Raw genomic sequence first — 21,604 nt, 5'->3', positions numbered from 1 at the left:
GATCGGCGCCCTACATGCTGTCCAAGCCAAGCGAAGCGCGCACCTTCGTCTTGATCAGCGCACCATCCCGGGAGGGAAGAACGCGCGGCGTTTCACCTGGATCAATCTTGACCACTGCGACGGTGGTCGCCTCGCCAACGCTTCCGCTGCGGGCAGCCAGGACAGCGAGCTCATCGAACGACCGCACGGTTCGCACGTCGCGGATTCCACATGCCGCAGCAACTGCGCCCAAGTCAGCGCCTTTGGACGTATGGCTGTGCTGCTCGCCTGTCTCCCCGTAGAGCTCGTTGTCGAGCACGACAACGGTCAGGTTAGCTGGGTTCTTTTGGCTGATGGTTGCAAAACCCCCGAGCCCCATCAACATCTCACCATCGCCGGTAACTACAATGACCGGGACGTCCGGTTGCGCCAGCGCGATACCGAGCCCGATCATCGCGGCCCCACCCATTGCGCCCCAAAGATAGAAATTCCGGTCATTGTCCCCAGCGGCCGCGACATCATAAGTGGCCGAGCCGAGACCCGAGACGACGATCGCACCGGACCGCTCCGACAACAGTCGGACAACAGCATCGCGACGCTCCAGAAGCGCTGAACCCATTTCCATTCCCTTCATTACTTCGTCCAGACCTTGGAGCCGATGACACGCTGCGAAATGAGCACGGCGCAGGGTATGCTTGCCAAGAAAGCCAAGTTTGCCGCCGACGCGATGGTTGGCGCCACATCATCGGCGCTGTCCGCTCGAAGAACGCGGACCCCCATGAGTTCGAAAGCGGCCGGCGTGCTCGCCCCCATCGGGACCTGCCATGGATTGAATTCATTCCATTCACCGCGCATCGTAACGATGGTGAGAAACGGAAAGCGGCAGATCTGGATCAGCGAGAGCATGTTGATGCAGTTACCGACGCCGCTCGACTGCATGAGCAATGCGGCACGGCGGCCACCCAGCCACGCGCCGGCGTTGACCGCTATTCCTTCTTCTTCGGTGGTGAGGGAAACCGCTTCGATATCGGGGTCAGCGATCGCACCCCGAATTGCCGCTGCATGACCGGCGTCCGGGACATAGCTGATCAATGAGACCCCATGATCCTTCAAGACGTTCAGGACTTGATCTTGCCAAGTCTCCTCGGGCGCCAGACTGGGCGAAATATCGTGGTCAGACATAATCTTTGACTTCTCCGAAAAATATTTAGCGCGTCAGAGCGCGAGATAACCGCCGTCCACTGCGACATTGGCGCCGACCATGAAGCTGGCACGATCCGACAACATCCATGCAGCCGCCTCGGCGAGTTCCTCAGGAATTCCAAGCCGGCCTATTACCTGTCGACTGACAAGAATGTCCCGAATTTGAGGATTTGCGTCGATCTGGATCTGCAGCATCGGCGACTGCACTACGCCGGGTGACAGCGCATTCACGCGGATACCGGAAGCCCCGTAGTCCAGAGCAGCCGCTTTGGTGAGGCCGACCAGCCCTGCTTTCGACGCACAATAGGCTGGCATGGAAAACTGGCCGACCTCGCTCAGGCTCGATGCGTTGTTCACGATCGCGCCGCCGCCGGAAGCAAGCATCGCGGGAATCTGATACCGCATGCAGTTCCAGGCACCCTTGAGGTTGATCGCGATGACTTGGTCCCACTCCTCCTCGGGATAATCGGCGGTCTTGGCGATCACCCCGTCAATCGCGGCATTGTTGAATGCACCGTCCAGCCTTCCGAACCGCGCCACGGTCGCTTCGACGAGTCGCTTGACCTCATCTCCCTTTGAGACATCCGCCACGAACGGAAGAACGGCCGGGATATCGCCGTTACGATCCCGCCCGGGTGGAAGCTTCGACGCGGTGCGCCCGACGGCCACCACATGCGCCCCTTCCCGAGCAAATATATTTACCGCAGCCGCACCCATGCCGGACCCGGCACCCGTGACGATGATAATCTTATCCTCGAGCATTCTTGTCATATATTCCCCTCCTCGATCCATCTTGGGGCGCTCAGAAGTTTAGACAGGAGCTTCTGGACGCACGCACCTAACTTTTGACCAGCAACACATCCCTCCTTTCGGATGGTGAGACGCGCACGTTCGCGCATCATACAGGCGATCCCAAAAAGAGGAGATCCAGATGCATTATGAGGTTGTCGCAGATGGCTTGCGCTTTCCGGAAGGCCCCATCGCCATGCCCGATGGGAGTATCCTGCTTGTCGAGATCGAGCGCGGAACAGTCAGTCGTGTCGACCCGGAGGGCAAAGTCAGCGTCGTCGCTGATCTCGGTGGCGGACCCAATGGCCTGGCTATCGGTCCAGATGGGCGGTGCTACGTCTGCAACAATGGCGGTATGGAATGGCATGAGCGTGACGGCATGTTGATTCCCGGCCATCAGCCTGCGGGATACCGAGGCGGATCCATTCAGGCTGTCGACCTCGATACCGGTCAGGTCGAGACGCTCTATACCCACTGTGAGGGTGAGCCGCTCAAGGCGCCGAACGATCTGGTCTTCGACCGCCACGGTGGCATGTGGTTCACCGACAATGGAAAGCGCCGTGCGCGCACTGAAGACGTCGGCGCCGTCTATTATGCGAAAGCAGATGGGAGTTTCATATCTGAACAAGTCTATCCCTGCAGCCACGCCAATGGTGTCGGGCTGTCGCCCGACGAACAATGGCTCTATGTCGCGGAAACAATGGTCGGCCGTGTATGGCGGTATAATTTACCCGAACCGGGACGCGCAGCAGTTCCGGCCGGACTTCTCAATGGTGAATCGCTTCTCTATGGTGCCCCAGGATTCGATCTGTACGATTCACTGGCGGTAGAAGAATGTGGGAACGTTTGCGTTGCGACGCTCGCGCGCGGCGGCATCACAGTGATCGATCCTCAGGGAAATCTCGTCGAACATGTCCCGCTCCCGGACCCCGGAACGACAAATATCTGCTTCGGCGGAAGCGATCGGCGCACGGCCTATGTCACGCTCGGCTGCATGGGCCAGCTGGTCAAGCTGAAGTGGCCGCGGCCGGGGCTGGCCTTGAACTTCAGCCCCGAATAGCGGTTTTGGCCATCTGCGATACATAGTCGCCGATGGCCATGCTTGCGGTCAGGCCCGGGGATTCGATACCGAATAGGTTTATGAGCCCTTCCACACCATGGACGGAGGGGCCGTCGATACGAAAATCGGCGGTTTCCTCTGACGGGCCGAATATTCGCGGACGAATCCCCGTATAGCCCGGGACCAGGTTTTCAGGATCGAGGGTGGGATAGTAGCTCTTGATTGCCGCGATGAAATCCTGCCGTTTGCTGTCATCGAAATCATAATCGATCGTGGACACCCAGCGCATGTCCGGACCGAATTTCACCTGACCGCCTAGGTCGATTGTTACATGGATGCTCTGCCCACCATCCTTGTTGTTGGCAGGATAGATGAGTCGCTTGAACGGCTGCCGGCCATTGAGCGTGTAGTAATGCGCCTTTGCCAGATGCTGACGCGGAATTTGCGCCTCATGTAGGCCGCTGGTCGAGTTGGCGAGGTCCTGGGCAAACAGCCCTGCTGCATTGATGACGGTCCGCGCCGCGATTTCGATACCGTCCGGATCGCCAGGATAGCATATCAAGTCGCCGCCGGATTGCTCGATGCGCTCGACGCGGGACCGGCAGACAACCATCCCGCCGCTATTTTCGATATCGCCTTCATAGCTCGTCATCAGCGCGTGGCTGTCGACGATCCCAGTTGAGGGAGAGAGCAGGCCCGCTATCGCCACGACGTTGGGTTCCAGCTCCGCGATTTCCGCACCGGACACGCGAACGAGATCGTGGACGTCATTGCGTGCGGCATAGGCACTTACGGCCTCGAGCTTCTCCAGCTGGTCCGGATCGACAGCAATGATGAGTTTGCCACAGCGGGAATGACCCAGCCCGCGCTCGATACAATAGGAGTATAGGAGATCGCGACCGCGCCGACAGAGCCGGGCCTTGAGTGAATCCGGCGTGTAATAAATGCCCGCGTGAACAACCTCGGAATTCCGGCTGCTGGTATGGCTGCCGATAATGTTCTCTTGCTCCAACACCAAAACTTCGCGTCCTGACAGAGCCAAGGCGCGCGCGACGGCCAGCCCTACGACGCCGGCGCCGACGACCACGCAATCCATTCGTTCCCGCATGGCCCGGTTTTCTCAGCGAGCCGGCAGGAATCGATCAAAGGCGTGCCGCAGATAGCTTGCGACATGCGCCACGCACCGGTTCCCCTCTTCCATGCGCCCTCCAAAGGAGAAGAAACCATGGACTTGCCCCTCATAGCAGAAATAGGAGACCGGTATGCCGGCGGCGCGCAACCGATGGGCATAAGCGCGACCTTCATCAACCAACGGATCAAGGTCGGTCGTGATGAGCAATGCCGGCGGGAGAGCGGTCAGGTCGGGCTCGCGCAACGGAGATGCCCGTGGATCCAGAACTGCATCGCCAAAGTGTAGGTCGACGGTGCGTTTCAGGGCCTCTTCCGTCACGAAATAAGCGCGATCGAACCTGCTGGGTGCGGCGCCGGCCATATCGAGCATGGGATATAGGAGTATCTGTGCCAGCGGCCCCCTTTGACGGTGACGCTTTGCTTCCTGGCAGACCGCTGCGGCCAGATATCCGCCCGCGCTATCGCCTGCCACGGCGATGCGGTCCGGGTCGATGCCGAACTCGCCGGCATGGGCGCCCACCCAGCTATGGGTTGCACTGCAATCTTCGAGCGGTGTCGGAAAAGGATGTTCAGGGGCCTGCCGATATCGCGGAACGATCACCACACAATCGGCATCAAGGGCCAGCATGCGGCTTGTCGCGTCAAAATCCTCAGGCGAGAGCGTGATTCCGCCTCCGCCGTGAAAGAATATCACAGCAGGAAGGGCCGCGCTGGATGCGCGGGGGCGGTAGACCAGACAGTCGATCGAACCGGATTCCACGGGAATGGTCAGTGTTACAATTTCATGGACATCCGGCGCCGGCGGCGCCATCGATCGCCACAGCGCGCTAAAGGCGACGCGCTGCTCTGCGATCGTTTCGGGAGCCGGTTCTGAGGAATTTTCGAGTTCGGCCAGGAAGGACCGAGCCGCTGGATCGATGTACATTACAGCCCTCATATATCTAGGCGATGCAAGCCCGTGCACGCATTGCCGCAAAACCAACAATCCAGGCCGGAACCGCCTCGTAGTACAGTTCCTCCGCGGAATAGCTTCCCCGAACCGCTCTGAGCGCAGCAAAGGCTGCTAGCCAGTTACGGATCTCGCTCGCTCCCCGGCCGCCCAGGCGAACGACCTCGGCGTCGTCCATCGCTGCAATGTCTTCCAATCGCCCAGCCGCCAGATGCTGCAGGATCATTCGGTCCCAGCCGGGATTGAGCGCCTGCAGACCACCGCCATTGAGGGCATGCTCGCGTCCCATCTCCGATACGCGCTCTGTGCGTTCCCGCAGCGATTGCGCCGTCCACTGCGTGCCGTCGATCATGCGTTGCTGCATGATCCCGTCCGAAGTCATGAAGTCTGGAAGTGGCGGGTCGTGCGACAATCCGCCCGAGCCCAGGATCAGGACATCGTCCGCGGCGTGCTCCCGGCGGATAAATTCGCCGACGGCCGTGCCGAGGGCCAGCACGCGATCGAGAGGTGTCCGTAGATCACCGCCGCAGTTGATGAAGATCGGGATCACCGGTATCTTGTCGATACCACCGAACAGGCGATCCTGCGCGACGACAAATCCGTGATCGAGATAGGCGTCGTAGGATGTGGCGACGTCCACACCCGCCCCGTGCAGGTACTTGACCAGGGCCCGGCCGGTCGCTTCGTCGACCAGCATCGGTCCCTGCGACGTATCGAAGTCGCCTACAGCGCGCGCACGCAGCGCAACCATGAAGGGTGGCATGAGCTTTAGAGCCATGCCGCTGTTATGATCATTGCCGAACTGGATCACGAACTTGGGCGGCCGCGTTGCCAGGTCACCCGCGAGTGTCCCGAAAAGATCGTCCACGCGCGACGTGGGCTCCGCCGGCGCCTGACCGTCGACATTGATCAGCGGCGAGTGTGAGGTGCAGAGGAGTTCAACGCCCATTACGCCGCCTCCTGAACCGCACGCCCCAGCAAAAATTCAACGCTCAACCTGTTATAGGTGTCGGGATCCTCATATTGCGGCCAATGTCCACAATCCGCCATGACGGTGAATTGCGCCCCGGGGACCCAACTCGCGATGCGCTCGCCGACCTCGACCGATGCCGTCGGATCCTTGGTCGTCCAAACAACCAGGGTCGGGGCGCTGATTTTCGACATGTTATCCTCTGTCATCAGATTCCGCAACCGCGGTTCGGGCTCCTGCAGACAAAGGATCTTGCGCATGGTCTCGCGCATGCCGGGTTGGGCATATATCCGCTGCCTACACGCGACCAGGTCGTCGGTCACGACCTTCGGATCGGCCATCAGCCATTCGAGCCGTGCGCGAACATGCGCCGCGGGATCCTCCACCGCCGCCATCGTCTTGTCGATGACGGTCTGGCTGACGGTCGCGTTCATCGTCGAACCGCCCATCGTATTAAGGATCAACCGATCGACCCTGGCCGGGTGTGCGATTGCAAAGGCAGCAGCGATCCAGCCCCCCATCGACTCTCCGCACAGCGATGCCGATTTGACGCCGACAGCATCCATGAAATCGGCTAGGTGCTTGACGTAATCCGGGATTTCATAGTCAATAGCCGGTTTATCGGTCCAACCATGACCGAGATAATCGACGAGCAACACGTTGAAATGTGCCGCATGCGCGTCGAGATTGCGCAGGAATGCTTCGGCGTGCCCGCCCGTACCATGCAAGAAGATAACCGTCGGCGCCGTGTCAGGACCTGCCTGAATATAGCGCGTCCTGATACCGGCCGCATCGACATAGGCTTGCGTGAACGAACTGCGGTGGATGTCACTCCACAGGCTTTCATACTGCTGTCCCATATTGCCCTCCTTAGGCCGCGTTTTTCGATCGGCTATGACCGATCCGGTCGGTGAAGTTCGGAAGGACTTTGTGGGTGAGCAAGTCCAGATGTTTCATCATCTTCGCTTGTGGAAGAAGCTCGTTTGGCGTGAAGAGCCACAGATACTCGACAGGCATAAATTTGAACGCGGCCTCGAGCTGGCGGTTCACCGTGTCGGGACTGCCACAGAAGAGGATCCCGCGTTCGATGAACTTTTCAACCGTCGAGGGAATTGACTTCCAGTCCTCTCCCGGCTTTGCCAGAACTGCATTGTAGCCGAACTGCGCAAAAAAATAGGTCCATTCGAACATGGCGAGCTCCGCAAATTCGCGCGCCTCCGCGTCGGTCTCGCCAACGATCATATAACGCGCGAATCCAAGCTTTTCGCCTCGCTTGGTGTACACCCCCGCCTTTTCCCATCCGCGCTGCGCCGCGTCCACCTGCTCAGAGACAATGCCTGGGTCGCACATGATCCCAATCGGAATCAGCCCGTTTGCTGCTGCAAGTTCGATGGACCGGTTGCTGACGGAGAAGGGTTCGAACATTGGTGGCCGCTTGCGGTTATACATCGCCGGCGCGATGCCGATCTCGACCAGGTTGCCCTCGGCGTCCAGGCTGCGGCCGCCCATTTCCCTCGTCATGCGTTGTGCCGGCCAATCCGTGCGGGGCGCCGGGATCGTCCAAAATTCGCCCTTGTGGGAAAACGTGTCATTGTCCCAAGCCTTCAGAATAATTTCAAGATTCTCATAAAATAGCCGTCGCCGATCATCGTCATAGCGCTGCGGATCTGTGATATTATCACTGAGAGAATAACGATGCTGGGCCATTGTATTGATCCAGCGCGTCTGGATACCCCTCGCGAAACCGACAAAAGCCCGCCCTTGGGTCATCTGATCGAGCATCGATACTTCCACGGCTACCCGTAGCGGATCGGCAACGGGAAGGACGTATCCCATCGCGCCGAACTTCAAATTCTTGGTTCTTGATCCGAGATATGTTCCAAGCATCGCCGGACTATTCGACAACGTCATTCCTTCAACGGAAAGGTGATGCTCCGTGAATCCTATCCCATAATACCCGAACTCGTCGATATACTGGGCGATCTCGACCAGGTTCTTGAGCATCACCTGGTACAAGTCAGTGCGCCGCCCAGCGAGGCCCTTCATCAACTCCTCAGCGGGGCCCACGGTTGGCGGAACGAACAATGCAACTTCCATGTTACCCTCTCTCGGAGTTCTAAGTGCTTGGGGGTCTGAGGTTGCGCACCGCCCTTCAAGCACGCACCTATCTTTTGTCGAAGGATAGATGTCCCACAAACCGATGCGAGCCTGGCCTTAAGGACCGGGCTCCGGCGCCAAGACGTCAAACAACCTGATCAACCCGACGGGTTCGAGGTGGCACTCATTTTCCGTATTCGTATCAGTTGAAGTCAGATCTGGGCGGCGACTTCCTTCAACGGATCAGTCGCACGGCACTTGCCAACGAGGGGGCCGAGGCAATCCATTCTGGGCCAAAAATGCCAATGCGGTGTCACCGCAGACCGTCATTTCCAGCCATAAGAAAGGTGAAGAAACCCCCCAGGGATACAAGGGTCCACCAAAACAATGACGCAAGTCCGTCCACGCGGGCCCGAATGTCCATGGTTGGTCCAGCCCGAGCTGGAAGAGCATGTCATCCGGTCGCTGGCGGCTGAAGGCTTCCGCGTTGGGCCGAACGGTATTGGTAAAGCAGGTGGAAAGGATTGCGGGATGTTTCTTAAGAACCGTTGGTATTTGGCCGCATATTCGCGAGAGGTGACGCGGCTAGAACCGCTTGCGAGGACGTTCCTAAACGAGAAGGTCGTATTATTCAGAACACGCGCCGGCGAGGCGTTGGCGCTGGAAGACCGTTGTCCGCACCGCTTTGCGCCCCTTTCTGTCGGCCGGATGACGCACGAGGGTATCGCCTGCGGCTATCACGGTATGGAATTTGGACGCGGCGGCAAGTGCCTCAACAATCCAACCCAGCCGAACGAAAAGCTGCATCCTAATGCGTGTGTACGCGCCTATCCGTTGGAAGAGCGCCACGGCATGATCTGGATCTGGATGGGACTGGCGACCGATGCGGATGCCAATCTCATACCGGACTGGTGGTATTATGATCATCCGGATTGGCGCGCCGATACGCAATATATGCATGTGAAGGGAAATTACCTACTGGTTGTCGACAACCTGCTAGATCTCTCTCACATCAATTTCGTGCACGAAGGTATATTGGGCGACCCCGAACTTGCCGATCGAACGACCAGCAAAACGGAGCGAACCGACCGGGGCCTGGTGGATCGCTGGTTCGTCCCGGATGCTCCCATGGTTGCAGGCTGGGCCGAGACTATCAGAGATCCATGGGCCCAGGGGAATGTCGATTTCTGGATCGATATGCACTGGGAGCCTGCGTCCAATCTCATGCTTGACGTGGGCGTCATGCCCGTCGGTGGCAAGCGCGAACAGGGTCTTCAGTTGCTGAGCATGGACGCCATAACGCCCGAGACGGCAACGACGACCCACTATTTCTACGGAACTTCGTTGTCGTTCCACAACGGCGATACGACCGCGATCGACTTCTGGCGTAAGGCCCAGACCTTCGCCTTCGAGCAGGATCGGCGCATCATTGAGGCGGTTCAGTCCAATATGGGAAGCGACTGGGACATTTTGACCATGACGCCCGTCATCAACAAAGGCGATCGGGCCGCCCTGCAGGCACGCAGAATCATGCGCAAACTTATCCTTGAAGAGTCGGGTTCGCCGGATGAGATCGAAGACGATGGCGAGAATTCGTCCCTTCTAATCGCGCCCATTTCGGCATGATGCTGCCGTTTTCCCAGGTCGCCGTGAGGCGCCGTGACAGCCTCACCGCGCCTTCCCAAATTAGGGCCGCCGCCCGTGACTCCGACGCGGACCAGGGCTTGCTCGACGAAAGGATAGGCTGATGGCGAATGCTCCGCAGCATGAGGAAAAACGCCATTCCGGAAAGACTATCATAGTGACGGGAGGGAGCAACGGCATCGGACAGGCGTTCGTCCACCGCCTCGCAGAGGAAGGCGCTCATATTTTGATCTGCGATGTCGCCGACGCGAGCGAAAGCGTTGCGCTTGCAGCTGGCGCTCAGGGAACGGTTGAGTGGCTTCGCTGCAATCTCACAGATAGCCGGTCAATTGCGGATTTCGCGTCGGATATCGCCACACGGGGTATCGAAGTCGATGCGATTGTCCACGCCGCCGGCATTTATCCGATGAAACCCGTAGACGAGATCGATTTTGGCGAATGGCGCCGTGTCTTCGCGGTCAATATCGACTCGCTCTATTTTCTGGTGCGGGCGTTTTTGCCGGGCATGCGGTCGCGTGGATGGGGCCGTATAGTCGCCATTACCTCCAACACGTTTCAGTTAGGGGTCGCCAACCTGACCCACTATGTCGCGAGTAAAGGTGCGGTAATCGGGTTCGTGCGCTCGCTTTCCCGGGAAGTCGGGGATTGGGGCATAACTGTCAACGGCGTCGCCCCGAGCATCACCAGGACCAAGACGGTGGAGAATGAACCCCAGCGGCGAGAGCTTTTGGAGCCCTTGGCGAAATTGCAGTGCATAAAGCGGGTCGCTGTTCCCGACGATTATGCAGGCACAGTCTCTTTTCTGCTTTCCGACGACGCGAGCTTCATAACGGGGCAAAATATCGTCGTTGATGGAGGCTGGACGCATAGCTGAGATGGTCGACCAACAAACAGTCTTTTGTCAATTAGGCGAGAAACTGCCGATCTTATAGCTAAGTCTGGTCACGGTATCACCACCTCCTGGGTCAATTTTGCGCAAGAACATGATGCCTTCTGCCCACGACCATCCCGTCAAGCGACGGACGGCAAACCTCCATCACACTGAGCCCATATTGTGGACCCCGCAAGAACATAAGGGAGAAATCCTATGATCGTATTCCTGATATTGATTCCTCGTAAGAAGGGACTTACTCAACAACAATTTGTAGATTATTACGAAGATGTTCATGTTCCGCTTGTCCAAAAGCTTATGCCACCGCTAGTTTTTTATCGGCGTAATTATCTTCAGACGCCGTATTCGTATACGTTAACTCAAAATGATCCACCGCTTGGTTTCGACGTAATCACTGAAATTAGGTTCGAAGATCGGAGCTCAGCGGACCAATGGTTCGCAAAGTGGATGAGCGAACCCGTCAGAGAAAGAATTATTCCTGATGAAATGAATCATGTTGACCGTGACAATATTCGCGTCTTCGAGGTTGATTATCACGGCAGCCTGTAAGCGGCCGATCTTTCCAAGCCTACCAAGAAATATGATAAAGCTCTTAACTGATGACTAGCTGTCTGGTTGCGATACATCATTGGCATAATGTAGTACGTCATCGACTTTAGCCATAAGGCCGTCCTGCGCCGCTGGCTTGTAAAGGGGGCTGGCGAGAGCCGGCTTGAGTTGGATGCGGTCATCGATTGCAGTCACAGTTAAAGCCGGTCAGCAGGATTTCAAGGCCAGCGTGACCGGCGACATTGATGCCGCGTTCCTCACTGGCAATACGGTCATTGAAGCGTTTGACCATACCGTTCGTTTGAGGTGTATAAGGCCGTGTCGTGCGATGAATAATCTTCGTCTTCATGCAGGTGCGTTCAAAATCGTTCGCAATAAAGCATGATCCCTGCCTTTCGATGGATTTCGTGGCGTGGAAAGACCGTAAGACACTCGGAACGGCACTGAAGGCCATCTTACCGTGCCGTCGATGCTGCGGCCGCCCAGGAGGCACTGACGGCCTTCGAGGCCAGCTTCTGGGGGCAACGTTATCCGGCCATCGGCCAGAGCTGGCGCCGGGCATGGCCCGAGGTCATTCCATTCTTCGCCTTCCCCGATGAAGTCAGGCGGATCGTCTATACGACAAATTCCATTGAAGCTTTGAATTCCTAGCTCCGCCGCGCAGTACGGGCGCGGGGCCACTTTCCCAACGACGAGGCGGCGACCAAGCTGCTGTATCTGATCTTGAACCGATCGGAGAAAGAGTGGAAAATGCCGCCGCGCGAATGGAACATGGCGAAGGCACAATTTGCCGTGCTCTTCGGCGAACGTTTCATCAGGGCAATGACGGCCTGATGACCAATCGCCTCGCCGCACACGAAATTCCCGACAGTCCCCATGGAATTATAACTGCGCTTCTCCCTCATCTTCGCTCAAAGCTGGGAGAGCCGCTGCGCTGCCAGCACCGACATAGACATGACAAGTGGTGCACGAACAGCAACCGCAACACAGGGCGAGAAGCTCATCCACGCCATTGTCACAAATGGCCTCCATAAGGGAAAGGCTGGCCTCTGCGCTCGGCGCCCGCACGATCCGTAACGCGTATCTGAACCATTACACGTCCCGATTTTTGAGCCGAACCGCGTGCCAGCGCAGATGAACGCCCATGAAGGTGGAGATGAAATTATAGCTATGGTCATAGCCGGGCTGGAGCCTGAGCGTCAGCGGGTTACCCGCTGCCTTACACGCTTCTTCCAGCAACTGAGGCTTGAGTTGTTCAGCGAGGAAAGGATCTGCTTCACCCTGATCGACCAACATATCCGCAACGCGCGCGCCATCTTCGATCAACGCCACCGCGTCATGCTTGCGCCATGCTGCCTTGTCGTCTCCCAGATAGCCCGACAGCGCCTTTTGCCCCCAGGGAACCTGCGACGGCGCGACAATCGGTGAGAAGGCCGACACCGCCTTGAAGCGGTCTGGAAAGGTCAATCCGATCGTGAGCGCCCCATGCCCGCCCATACTGTGCCCCATGATCGACTGCCGATCCATGTCTGCTGGGAATTGCCTTGCGATTAGTGCTGGCAGCTCTTCAGTGACATAGGACCACATGCGATAATTCGGGGCGAATGGTTCCTGGGTCGCGTCGACATAGAAGCCAGCGCCCAGTCCGAAATCATAGGCGCCTTCAGGATCATCCATTACGTTCTCACCGCGCGGCGAGGTATCTGGTGCGACGAAGATCAGACCCAGCTCCGCACAGACGCGGCGAAACTCGCCTTTTTCGGTCACATTGGCCTGTGTGCAGGTGAGGCCCGACAGATACCAGACCACCGGCAACTTTGCGTCCGCAGCATGCAGGGGCACGTAGACGGAGAAGGTCATGTCCGTGCCGGTGGCGGCAGAAGCGTGTTTATACACGCCCTGCACACCTCCAAAGCTACGGCTCGTCGATACAATCTCGAGAGCCATTTTTCGCCTTACTGCGCGGTGAAAGTGTACGCGCAGACCTTGTTCCCGGCAGGGTCGCGCAGATAGGCAGCATAAGCGCCAGGCAGATGGCCGCGGGGACCAGCCGCGCCTTCGTTCGTACCACCAGCGGCAAGGCCAGCTGCATGGAAGGCATCGACTTGGTCGGTGGTCGCAGCGGCAAAGCCGATGGTCACGCCGTTGCTAGACGGAGCCTCACCATTACCCGGACAAAGGACAAGAAGGGCGGGCTTGTCCTTGCCGTAGAGAACGGCGCTATCGCCGAAGGGCCCGAGATTGTTGACGCCCAGCGGTGCCAGCGCGGCGTCATAGAATGCCGTGGAAATGGGCAGATCGTTCGCCCCGAGAGTGGTGTGCGAAAATACGCCGTCACCGGAAATTACGGGCATAGTGCTACTCCTTCTTGGATTATCAAGATGTTAGAAGACGACGACACTGCGGATGCTCTCGCCCGCGTGCATCAAATCGAAGCCCTTGTTGATCTCTTCTAGCGTCAGGATATGGGTGATCATCGGATCGATCTCGATCTTGCCGTTCATATACCAGTCGACGATTTTGGGCACGTCGGTACGACCCTTCGCCCCGCCGAACGCGGTCCCGCGCCAGTTGCGGCCCGTCACCAACTGGAAGGGCCGCGTGCTGATTTCCTTGCCCGCTTCGGCCACCCCAATAATGATGCTGGTGCCCCAACCGCGATGGCAGGCTTCCAGCGCCTGCCGCATGACGGTCGTGTTGCCGGTGCAATCGAACGTATAATCGGCCCCGCCATCGGTCAGTGCGACCAGATGCGCGACGATGTCGCCCTCAATGTCATTCGGGTTTACGAAGTGGGTCATGCCGAACTTGCGGCCCCATTCCTCCCGGTCCGGGTTGATGTCGACGCCGATAATCATGTTCGCGCCCGCCATCCGCGCGCCCTGCAACACGTTGAGGCCGATGCCGCCCAGACCAAAGATGATGACATTGTCGCCAACCTGCACCTTGGCGGTATTGACTACCGCGCCCACGCCCGTCGTCACGCCACAGCCGATATAGCAGCTGGTCTTGAACGGCGCGTCCTCGCGGATTTTCGCGACCGCGATTTCGGGCAGGACGGTGAAGTTGGAGAAGGTCGAGCAGCCCATATAATGAAAGATGGGCTGGCCCTTGTAGGAAAAGCGGGTCGTACCATCGGGCATCACCCCCTTGCCCTGCGTCGCGCGGATCGCGGTGCACAGGTTGGTCTTGCCAGAGAGGCAGCTTTTGCACTGGCGGCATTCGGGGGTGTAGAGCGGGATCACATGATCGCCCGGCTTTACCGAAGTAACGCCTGCCCCCACCTCGCGCACGATACCCGCGCCTTCATGCCCCAGCACCGAGGGAAAGATGCCTTCGCTATCGAGGCCATCGAGCGTATAGGCGTCGGTATGGCAGATACCCGTCGCCATGATCTCGACCAGCACTTCGCACGCCTTGGGGCCTTCCAGATCCAGTTCAACAATCTCCAGCGGTTTCTTGGCTTCGAATGCAACCGCGGCGCGGGTCTTCATCAGAGCGTTCCTCAAATTTCCTGAATGAAGACGGTTTATCATTACCCCCTCCCTGCGTTAATATAGTATTCTGAAAATACACTATGCCTGATGAGGGATAATATGTCGGATTGGGATGGCATCGATGAATTCATAGCTGTAGCGACGACAAGCTCTTTTACGCGAGCGGCGAAGGCGATTGGCATGTCGCCCACCCATGTCAGCCGGTCCATCATCGCGCTTGAGCAACGGGTTCAGGCTCAGCTGTTTCACCGAACGACGCGAACTGTGCGGCTAACCGACACCGGACAGGTTTTCTTTGAACGATGTGAACGCATTGCCCAGGAGCGGGATGAAGCGATCGCGTCGGTCAGCGAACAAGGCGAACCGCAAGGTGAGCTTCGCGTGACCTGTTCGACAGCGATGGGAGAGCGGTTCGTCGCGCCTATCATTCGACGTCTGGCGATGCACCATCCGAAGCTCAATGTAACAATTGACCTTTCGAACCGCATCGTCGATCTGGTGGGTGAAGGCTATGATCTCGCGGTCAGGACTGGTCACGTTTCTGATCCCCGCCTGATAGCTCTGCAGGTCGCTTCACGAACGCTCTATACCTGCGCAGCGCCCAGCTATCTCGCCCGCGCTGGCAGGCCCTCCGAGGTAGGCGACCTCCAGGCGCATGAGTGCATCGCTGGCACCAGTACAGATTGGCACTTCAGCGTCGGGAGCAGTCAGATTTTGCATCAGCCTAAAGGGCGTTTCCGCTGCAATAGCGGTCACGCGGTGATCGAAGCCTGCATATCCGGCCTCGGCATTTGTCAGCTTCCGGACTTTTACATCCTTCCCCACCTGAAACACGGCATTGTCGAACTAATTTTGGAGGAATTCCAGCCGGACGATGAACCTATTTGGGCTGTCTATCCGCGGCGGCGCCATCTTGTCCCCAAGATACAGAATGTAGTCCGCAGCCTGGAACATGAACTTGCAGAGGCGATGAGCTAGAGCATCGCACGTGAATTAGGATTCGCGACGGGGATTTCCTTAGCGTCCTTTCAGTGATTCATTTCCTGTTGGACGCCTGGACGTGACCAGTAAATCAGTCACCTTCCAGGCGTCACAATCTTTGGGCGGCGAAATGCCCGTTTGCCGATTTCCGGAATTAATCAGTATTTAAGAGCCAGTCGGATACCGTAGGTGCGCGGCGCTTCAAGATAACCTGACGCTGGCCCTGGAAAGCCGGCCGCCGCAGTGGCAGCAAGCACTGCCCTGTTCGTCAAGTTCTTTCCCCAGAAGCTGAACTGCCAGTTACGCCCCGAGTCATAAGTCAAGGATGCATCCAATTTGGCGGTCGCTTGTTGCTTGGTACCGACCGTATGCGAATAATCAGCAAACCATGAGCTTTCATATCGCCCGGACACCGTAGCATCCAATGTACCTTCATCACTGATCGTGAACGTATGCGTGTAGCTGCCAAGCAAGGTCCAGTCCGGCGCGTAGGGTGGCTGGAGCCCGCTGAAATCGTCGCCGTTCGGCGTTACGAACTCCTTGTTGCGCGCGCGCGAATAACCAACGCTGCCGCCCAACCGATCATTGGAGGTCGGCCGCCACTCAAGATCCGCCTGCAACCCATAAATCTCAAGTTTCTTAGCGTTGAACACCGGATTGAACGGAATCGATGCATTGAACTGCTGTTGCAGGAGATTGCTATATTTATAGTAGAAACCTTCAAGGTTGATCTGCACAGTGTTGTCGAAGAAGCGGCTCTTGATACCGCCAGAAAAGGCGGTCAGCTTCGCTTCTTTAACGTCCACATTGCCATCATAGCCGCCTGCATCGAGGCCAGCCTGAGAGATCGGATTATAGGTGCCAGGGGTATGACCGGTCTGGGCGTTGGCATAGACCATCACACGCGGGGCCAGATCATATTCGATCCCTGCCTTCCAGTCGATGTAGGAGTAGGACTTTTTATAGTCCCACGGCGCGATCGGCGCTTGACCGGGCGGGCGGGTTTGCGGGTCAAATCCATTGGCTTCGCGCTTGTCGCGGCTATATCGCCCTCCAGCCGTAACGCGTAAGGCGTCGGTCACGCTCCACGTTGCCTGACCAAAAAGGCCGACCCCTTTCAGACTGTTTCTTCGTATATCAAAACCATACTGGACGAATGGCACGTCCTTATCGCTGAAGTAAGTTTCGATCGTACCGCTATTGGTTTGGCGATAATAAAAGAGGCCCCCCAGCCATTTGACCGAACCCGTGTCACCTGAAAGACGCAGCTCATGACTCTGCATTCTGATTTCGGCGGGCAGCCTGAAAAGCAGAGATCCAACCCAGTAAAATGGCTTGGATTTTAGGCGCGTATAACCAGGGATGTAGGTCACTTTCATATGATCACCCACGTCTAGGTTGAACTCGCCGCCTGTCGAAAATATCTTGTACGCCGAATCCTCCCCTTGCGGCGTTCCCAATGCAAACGGCAAGAATATCCCTTGGTCTGCCAAGCTTTGGGCCAGTTGCTTCGCGATTCTATCAGCGCCGAGATCGTCGTATGGATTTTTGGTGAGATACCCGTCTGGGCTATGGTTCACTGTGTTAGGAACAGTCCCATTCTTCTTTGAACCAAATGCCCAAACATATGCTGAAAAACCGTCGACCGGTTGGTAGAGTAGCGAAAGGCGACCACTTACATCATCCGCTGCGTCGGCACCGCTTGTAAAGTAGCCTTTATGGTGCGTGTAGTCGATCGCCGTGCGAATTGCGAGCTTGTCGGAAAAGGCAAAATCCTGCGCGACCGTTCCATGCACGAGTTCGTAGTTCCCGGCCTCAATGATCGCGTTCCCCTCATTGTCGAATCCGGGTCGCCTCATCTGAACGTTGATTGTGCCGCCGATAGCGCCTCTACCATAAAGCGTCCCTTGGGGGCCTGGTAGAACCTCGACACTCGAGAGGTCGTAAAAGGCCGTACTGGTGGCTTCGCGCGGCATGTAGACGCCATTGAAATTGAATGCGATCAATTGCTCGATCTGCGGATTATCGAGATTCGATCCCACACCTCGAATAAAGACTTGCGTATTGTTGCCTTCTTTCTGGAATCTCGCTGCCGGTATGACCATTTGAGCGTCACGCAGGTTGGAAATACCACGTTCCACTAAAACTTCGCTCGTTACTGCCGTGACTGCCGCTGCTGTCTTCTGGAGATTCTCACCTCGCTTCTGAGCTGTCACCACAATGTCTGCTAGACCTTGCTCTTGCTTGGCGGATTGCTGTCCGGCGCCTTCGGTCTGGGCATGAGCAGTGCTTACGGACGCCAAAGCAATGGCAGTCAAAGCGGCTCCAGCCAACGGATTCCTGTTCATCTTCATGATCCCCTCTCTCCTCTTCTATAACGTTTATGCTATCCGCTCTGTTGGTTCAGAGTTCTTATCTGAGGCGCTATTCCGCAATAAGTTGCAGAAATGCCGAACTTGCTTTTACTTTCGAAGTTGTTACTGTGCTGATTTTCGGATTGTTCTGACAACACAGACACATGTTCGATCGATTTGAATCTCTATTTATGAGGAAGATAATCTGTATATCCACGCTCCAATGGAGCCTCAGGTATCCAGTAGACCGTTGCTGGATCAGCGTCCGCGCATGGAATCCCGGCTAGGAAACGATCGACCAAATCTGGATTTGCGATAAAGCTGCGCCCGAACGACACGAGATCGGCCTGGCCCGCCGCAATCGTGGTCACGGCTCGCTCCATGTCGAAACCGCCATTTGCAATGATGGGCCCACGGCACCAACGACGCGCCATTGGCGTCACACTGCTGATCTTGCACCCAACCGCAATATCTTCGGGAAAAGGCTCCATGAAGTGGAGGTACGCCAGATCGAGTTCATCGAGTTTATTGGCAATATAACTAAACGTCCCGACGGGATCGCTGTCTCCCATACCGTAGGTGCGGTTCGCTGGCGACAGCTTGACGCCGACGTCCCTCCCATATTCCTGCTGGCAGGCCGTTACGACGCCCAAGAGAAAGCGAAGGCGGTTTTCGAGCGAGCCGCCATATTCGTCGGTCCGGCGATTGCTTCGATCCTGGAGAAACTGATCGATCAAATATCCATAGGCGCCGTGCAGTTCGAGGCCGTCAAAGCCCGCCGCCCGGGCACGGGCGGCAGCCTTGCCGAACGCTCTGGTCACACCCGCGACCTCCGCCAATGACAAGGCCCTTGGAACCGAAAGCGGCTGTCGCCCGGAGACCGTGTGGATCGTTCCCTCGCCGGCAATCGCACTAGGGGCAAGGGGCGGCTTGCCATCAGGTTGCAACGAAGAATGGCCGACCCTCCCGGAATGCCAAAGTTGCGCGAAAATGCGCCCACCTCTCATGTGCACAGCGTCAGTGACGCGCCTCCATGGATCGATATGCTCGTCGGCAAAGAGCCCGGGCGCGTTCATATAAGCAGCGCTCGTGTCCGAGATCATAATGCTTTCGCTGATGATAAGGCCCGCAGTTGCCCGCTGTGCGTAGTAATCCGCTACCGCCGTTGCCGGAATCGAGCCCGGCGCCCTCAGACGCGTCATCGGGGCCATGACGATCCGGTTTGGCAGCGTCAGGGTACCAAGCCCAAACGGCGAAAATAAAGCCGCCAAGTCTGTCATCGGATTATCATCCCCTCTGTTCGTCATAACCATGATGCGGGAACGGTCCGGCACAGCGGGCTCTTCCCCCCGCTCCCGGTCCCTCGCATCGCACTTCCTATCCGACATGCTGCCAACCAGCGTCGACGAGCAGTGTCTGCCCGGTCACGTATGCGGATTGGTCGGAAGCCAGGAAGAGCAGCGGCCCGACGAGGTTGGCCGGCAGCAAGCTCTGCCGGATGCATTGCTGCTCTCGAATGATTGAGTAAGGATCTTCACCCGAATATACTGGGTCCGCGACATGGCTATCCGCTGCGCCCTGCGTGCGCACCAGGCCAGGCGCCAGCGCATTGACGGTGACGCCATAATCGCCCACCTCGCGCGCCAACGACCGGGTCAAGCCAATGAGCCCGGCTTTTGCAGCGACATAATGCGTGCGGCCGCCTAAACCGGCGTGATAGGTCGTTGATGAAATGGGTATGATACGACCCCAGCCACGCTCCTTCATGCCAGGCAGAAATGCGTGTGCCAGCAGGAACATTCCATCAAGGTTGACGGACGTGACGAGTTTCCACTCGGCAAATTCCATGTCATCGAGATGGTGCGTGGGAAAAGGTGACGCACAGTGGATCAGGATATCACATCCGCCAAATTCACGGCCTACCTCCGCCGCGAGCGCGCTCACATCCGCCTCGTCGGCGACGTTGCAGCGGACAAACTGCGCTTTGACGCCCAGACGCCTTAGCGCAGCAGCGGATTCGCTGCCGTCTTCGATATCAGCAATGACAATATTGACGCCTTCGCGCGCCAAACCTTCCGAAAAGGCGTAGCCCAAGCCGCTTGGCTTCGCAGCACCCGACAATACAGCCGTACGGCCAGAAACTCCTGTCTCCACAGACCCCTCCTCGCCTCGCCGCGCCAGCGATCTTGTCGCTTGCACCATTGCGTCTTGGCGCACAGCGCCTCGACTAAGGCATGGTGCGCGCGGAAAATATCCTCCGCACCTAACTTTCGGATGGACCACAACCTCGGTCGGTCAGATAGAGGGCGCCGACCGGAGCAGAGCAGCGGCAAAAAGCGAACGGGATGCGCCCATTCTGGCGCGTTCACTGCAACAGAACCCGGCTTAGACATGACCTTTTGCAAGGATAAATTTCAATGGATCCTGATGGCGATCGCTGGTCCGTGGCGGGACGCAGCTTCAGTTCACGCCTGATCGTGGGCACGGGAAAGTATAAGGACTTCGCTCAGAATGCGGCGGCGCTGGAGGCGTCAGGGGCCGAGATCGTTACCGTTGCCGTGCGTCGCGTGAACATTTCAGACTCGAGCGCGCCCATTCTCACCGATTTCATCGATCCGAAGAAAGTAACCTACCTACCTAACACCGCTGGGTGCTTCACATCCGACGAAGCAATTCGGACACTTCGCCTCGCACGGGAGGCTGGCGGATGGGATTTGGTAAAACTTGAGGTCCTCGGAGAAGCCAAGACGCTCTATCCCGATATGGTAGAGACGTTGCACGCGACCGAAGTTCTCGCCAGGGAGGGCTTCTTGCCAATGGTCTACTGCGTGGACGATCCTATAGCAGCGAAACGGCTCGAAAATGCCGGTGCGGTCGCCATCATGCCATTGGGCGCGCCTATCGGCTCGGGCCTCGGTATCCAGAATAAGGTGACAATCCGACTCATCGTCGAAGGTACCAGCCTGCCCGTACTGGTAGATGCCGGCGTCGGCACTGCTTCGGACGCATCGGTGGCAATGGAATTGGGCTGCGCTGGGGTCTTGATGAATACCGCAATTGCCGAAGCGAGGGATCCGGTCATGATGGCGCGATCGATGAAACTTTCGGTTGAAAGCGGTCGACTGGCCTACCGGGCCGGCCGTATGGGACGTCGCATGTACGCTGATCCTTCCAGCCCGCTGGCGGGCTTGATTTAGGGCAGATATCCTTTGTGGTTACAAAGTCCGCCATGCGACGGGCGTCCATCAATGACGGGGCAAAGTCGTTTGCAGCAAACCATGGTGAGCGGACACAAGGATGAGCATAACAGCGACGCAATTTAGAATCCGGCCATCAATCCTGTACGATCATGCTTGCGATAGTCTGCACGCGCCTAGCTTATCTTCATCATTCCCCCATCCGCGGCCAGGAGCTGGCCAGTGACCAATTGACCATCAGCTCCCTTTCTGTCGGGCTCAGTATTGGCATTGAGGTGAACGTCCCTACCTGACAGCCAAATCCAACAGCGG

The 21,604-nt window shown here is 57.6% G+C and carries 21 protein-coding genes and 2 pseudogenes; 7 read left to right on the top strand and 16 right to left on the bottom strand.

The window, feature by feature from the left end:
• Positions 1-10: 10 nt before the first annotated feature.
• Genes DM806_RS17840 through DM806_RS17830 form a run of 3 tightly spaced genes read right to left on the bottom strand, consistent with a single transcriptional unit; the run spans position 11 to position 1,953 of the window.
• The gene (locus DM806_RS17840; RefSeq protein ID WP_218647553.1) at positions 11-613 is read right to left on the bottom strand and encodes a thiamine pyrophosphate-dependent enzyme; all 603 of its coding nucleotides are present in this window, start codon (positions 611-613) and stop codon (positions 11-13) included.
• A complete protein-coding gene (locus DM806_RS17835; protein ID WP_179044526.1) occupies positions 613-1,161 on the bottom strand; it encodes a phosphonopyruvate decarboxylase in 549 nt (182 codons plus the stop codon). Before DM806_RS17835 ends, DM806_RS17840 begins: the two co-directional genes overlap by 1 nt.
• A 33-nt stretch (positions 1,162-1,194) precedes the next feature.
• Positions 1,195-1,953: an SDR family oxidoreductase gene (locus DM806_RS17830; RefSeq protein WP_218647552.1), complete on the bottom strand. Its 759-nt coding sequence runs from the start codon at positions 1,951-1,953 to the stop codon at positions 1,195-1,197.
• 160 nt (positions 1,954-2,113) lie between these two features.
• Between DM806_RS17830 and DM806_RS17825 the strand changes: the two genes are divergently transcribed.
• Entirely contained in the window at positions 2,114-3,031 is a 918-nt protein-coding gene (locus DM806_RS17825) for an SMP-30/gluconolactonase/LRE family protein (RefSeq protein WP_179044525.1), read from the top strand.
• Here the strand turns inward: DM806_RS17825 and DM806_RS17820 are convergent.
• The 5 genes from DM806_RS17820 to DM806_RS17800 are packed head-to-tail and all read right to left on the bottom strand — an operon-like array spanning position 3,018 to position 8,178.
• Positions 3,018-4,127 carry an NAD(P)/FAD-dependent oxidoreductase gene (locus DM806_RS17820; RefSeq protein WP_218647551.1) on the bottom strand — a complete coding sequence of 370 codons (1,110 nt, stop codon included), beginning with the start codon at positions 4,125-4,127 and terminating at the stop codon, positions 3,018-3,020. The genes DM806_RS17825 and DM806_RS17820 overlap by 14 nt on opposite strands.
• 24 nt (positions 4,128-4,151) lie before the next feature.
• The gene (locus tag DM806_RS17815; protein WP_179044523.1) at positions 4,152-5,087 is read right to left on the bottom strand and encodes an alpha/beta hydrolase; all 936 of its coding nucleotides are present in this window, start codon (positions 5,085-5,087) and stop codon (positions 4,152-4,154) included.
• A 16-nt stretch (positions 5,088-5,103) separates the two neighbouring features.
• A complete protein-coding gene (locus tag DM806_RS17810) occupies positions 5,104-6,060 on the bottom strand; it encodes a 3-carboxyethylcatechol 2,3-dioxygenase (RefSeq protein WP_179044522.1) in 957 nt (318 codons plus the stop codon).
• Positions 6,060-6,941 carry an alpha/beta fold hydrolase gene (locus tag DM806_RS17805; RefSeq protein WP_179044521.1) on the bottom strand — a complete coding sequence of 294 codons (882 nt, stop codon included), beginning with the start codon at positions 6,939-6,941 and terminating at the stop codon, positions 6,060-6,062. Before DM806_RS17805 ends, DM806_RS17810 begins: the two co-directional genes overlap by 1 nt.
• 10 nt (positions 6,942-6,951) lie before the next feature.
• Positions 6,952-8,178 carry an LLM class flavin-dependent oxidoreductase gene (locus DM806_RS17800; protein ID WP_179044520.1) on the bottom strand — a complete coding sequence of 409 codons (1,227 nt, stop codon included), beginning with the start codon at positions 8,176-8,178 and terminating at the stop codon, positions 6,952-6,954.
• Between the two features lie 387 nt (positions 8,179-8,565).
• Between DM806_RS17800 and DM806_RS17795 the strand changes: the two genes are divergently transcribed.
• The 3 genes from DM806_RS17795 (at position 8,566) to DM806_RS17785 (ending at position 11,263) form a co-directional block, all read left to right on the top strand.
• Positions 8,566-9,804: an aromatic ring-hydroxylating dioxygenase subunit alpha gene (locus tag DM806_RS17795; protein ID WP_179044519.1), complete on the top strand. Its 1,239-nt coding sequence runs from the start codon at positions 8,566-8,568 to the stop codon at positions 9,802-9,804.
• A gap of 121 nt (positions 9,805-9,925) precedes the next feature.
• Positions 9,926-10,696 carry an SDR family NAD(P)-dependent oxidoreductase gene (locus DM806_RS17790; protein ID WP_179044518.1) on the top strand — a complete coding sequence of 257 codons (771 nt, stop codon included), beginning with the start codon at positions 9,926-9,928 and terminating at the stop codon, positions 10,694-10,696.
• Between the two features lie 213 nt (positions 10,697-10,909).
• Positions 10,910-11,263, top strand: a complete 354-nt coding sequence (locus DM806_RS17785; protein ID WP_179044517.1) for an EthD domain-containing protein — start codon at positions 10,910-10,912, stop codon at positions 11,261-11,263.
• Between the two features lie 178 nt (positions 11,264-11,441).
• Here DM806_RS17785 and DM806_RS27840 read toward each other — a convergent pair whose 3' ends face one another.
• A complete protein-coding gene (locus tag DM806_RS27840; RefSeq protein WP_372859612.1) occupies positions 11,442-11,612 on the bottom strand; it encodes a hypothetical protein in 171 nt (56 codons plus the stop codon).
• A 46-nt stretch (positions 11,613-11,658) separates the two neighbouring features.
• Between DM806_RS27840 and DM806_RS17775 the strand changes: the two are divergent.
• A pseudogene (locus tag DM806_RS17775) lies at positions 11,659-12,097 on the top strand (transposase); the annotation flags it as partial.
• Between the two features lie 60 nt (positions 12,098-12,157).
• Here the strand turns inward: DM806_RS17775 and DM806_RS27345 are convergent.
• The 4 genes and pseudogenes from DM806_RS27345 to DM806_RS17760 form a co-directional block, all read right to left on the bottom strand.
• A pseudogene (locus DM806_RS27345) lies at positions 12,158-12,334 on the bottom strand (2Fe-2S iron-sulfur cluster-binding protein); the annotation flags it as partial.
• 21 nt (positions 12,335-12,355) lie between these two features.
• Positions 12,356-13,210, bottom strand: a complete 855-nt coding sequence (gene fghA / locus DM806_RS17770) for an S-formylglutathione hydrolase (RefSeq protein WP_179044515.1) — start codon at positions 13,208-13,210, stop codon at positions 12,356-12,358.
• Between the two features lie 8 nt (positions 13,211-13,218).
• A complete protein-coding gene (locus DM806_RS17765) occupies positions 13,219-13,617 on the bottom strand; it encodes a VOC family protein (RefSeq protein ID WP_179044514.1) in 399 nt (132 codons plus the stop codon).
• 30 nt (positions 13,618-13,647) lie between these two features.
• Entirely contained in the window at positions 13,648-14,757 is a 1,110-nt protein-coding gene (locus DM806_RS17760; RefSeq protein WP_179044513.1) for an S-(hydroxymethyl)glutathione dehydrogenase/class III alcohol dehydrogenase, read from the bottom strand.
• A gap of 102 nt (positions 14,758-14,859) precedes the next feature.
• On the opposite strand from DM806_RS17760, the gene DM806_RS17755 reads away from it, so the two are divergent.
• Complete coding sequence (locus DM806_RS17755; protein ID WP_179044512.1) at positions 14,860-15,738, top strand: LysR family transcriptional regulator; 879 nt, start codon at positions 14,860-14,862, stop codon at positions 15,736-15,738.
• Between the two features lie 161 nt (positions 15,739-15,899).
• On the opposite strand, the gene DM806_RS17750 is transcribed toward DM806_RS17755, so the two are convergent.
• The 3 genes from DM806_RS17750 to DM806_RS17740 form a co-directional block, all read right to left on the bottom strand.
• Positions 15,900-18,095, bottom strand: a complete 2,196-nt coding sequence (locus tag DM806_RS17750) for a TonB-dependent receptor (RefSeq protein ID WP_179044511.1) — start codon at positions 18,093-18,095, stop codon at positions 15,900-15,902.
• A gap of 185 nt (positions 18,096-18,280) precedes the next feature.
• A complete protein-coding gene (locus DM806_RS17745; protein ID WP_179044510.1) occupies positions 18,281-19,375 on the bottom strand; it encodes an alkene reductase in 1,095 nt (364 codons plus the stop codon).
• A gap of 97 nt (positions 19,376-19,472) precedes the next feature.
• Positions 19,473-20,297 (bottom strand): SDR family NAD(P)-dependent oxidoreductase, encoded by an 825-nt coding sequence (locus DM806_RS17740; RefSeq protein ID WP_179044509.1) that lies wholly within the window; start codon positions 20,295-20,297, stop codon positions 19,473-19,475.
• A gap of 215 nt (positions 20,298-20,512) precedes the next feature.
• On the opposite strand from DM806_RS17740, the gene DM806_RS17735 reads away from it, so the two are divergent.
• A complete protein-coding gene (locus tag DM806_RS17735) occupies positions 20,513-21,292 on the top strand; it encodes a thiazole synthase (RefSeq protein WP_179044508.1) in 780 nt (259 codons plus the stop codon).
• The last annotated feature ends 312 nt before the right edge of the window (positions 21,293-21,604 follow it).

The organism is Sphingobium lactosutens (genome assembly GCF_013393185.1).
GTDB lineage: Bacteria > Pseudomonadota > Alphaproteobacteria > Sphingomonadales > Sphingomonadaceae > Sphingobium > Sphingobium lactosutens_A.
Note: the sequence above shows the minus strand (reverse complement) of the source record. Positions and strands in the feature narration are given on the sequence as shown.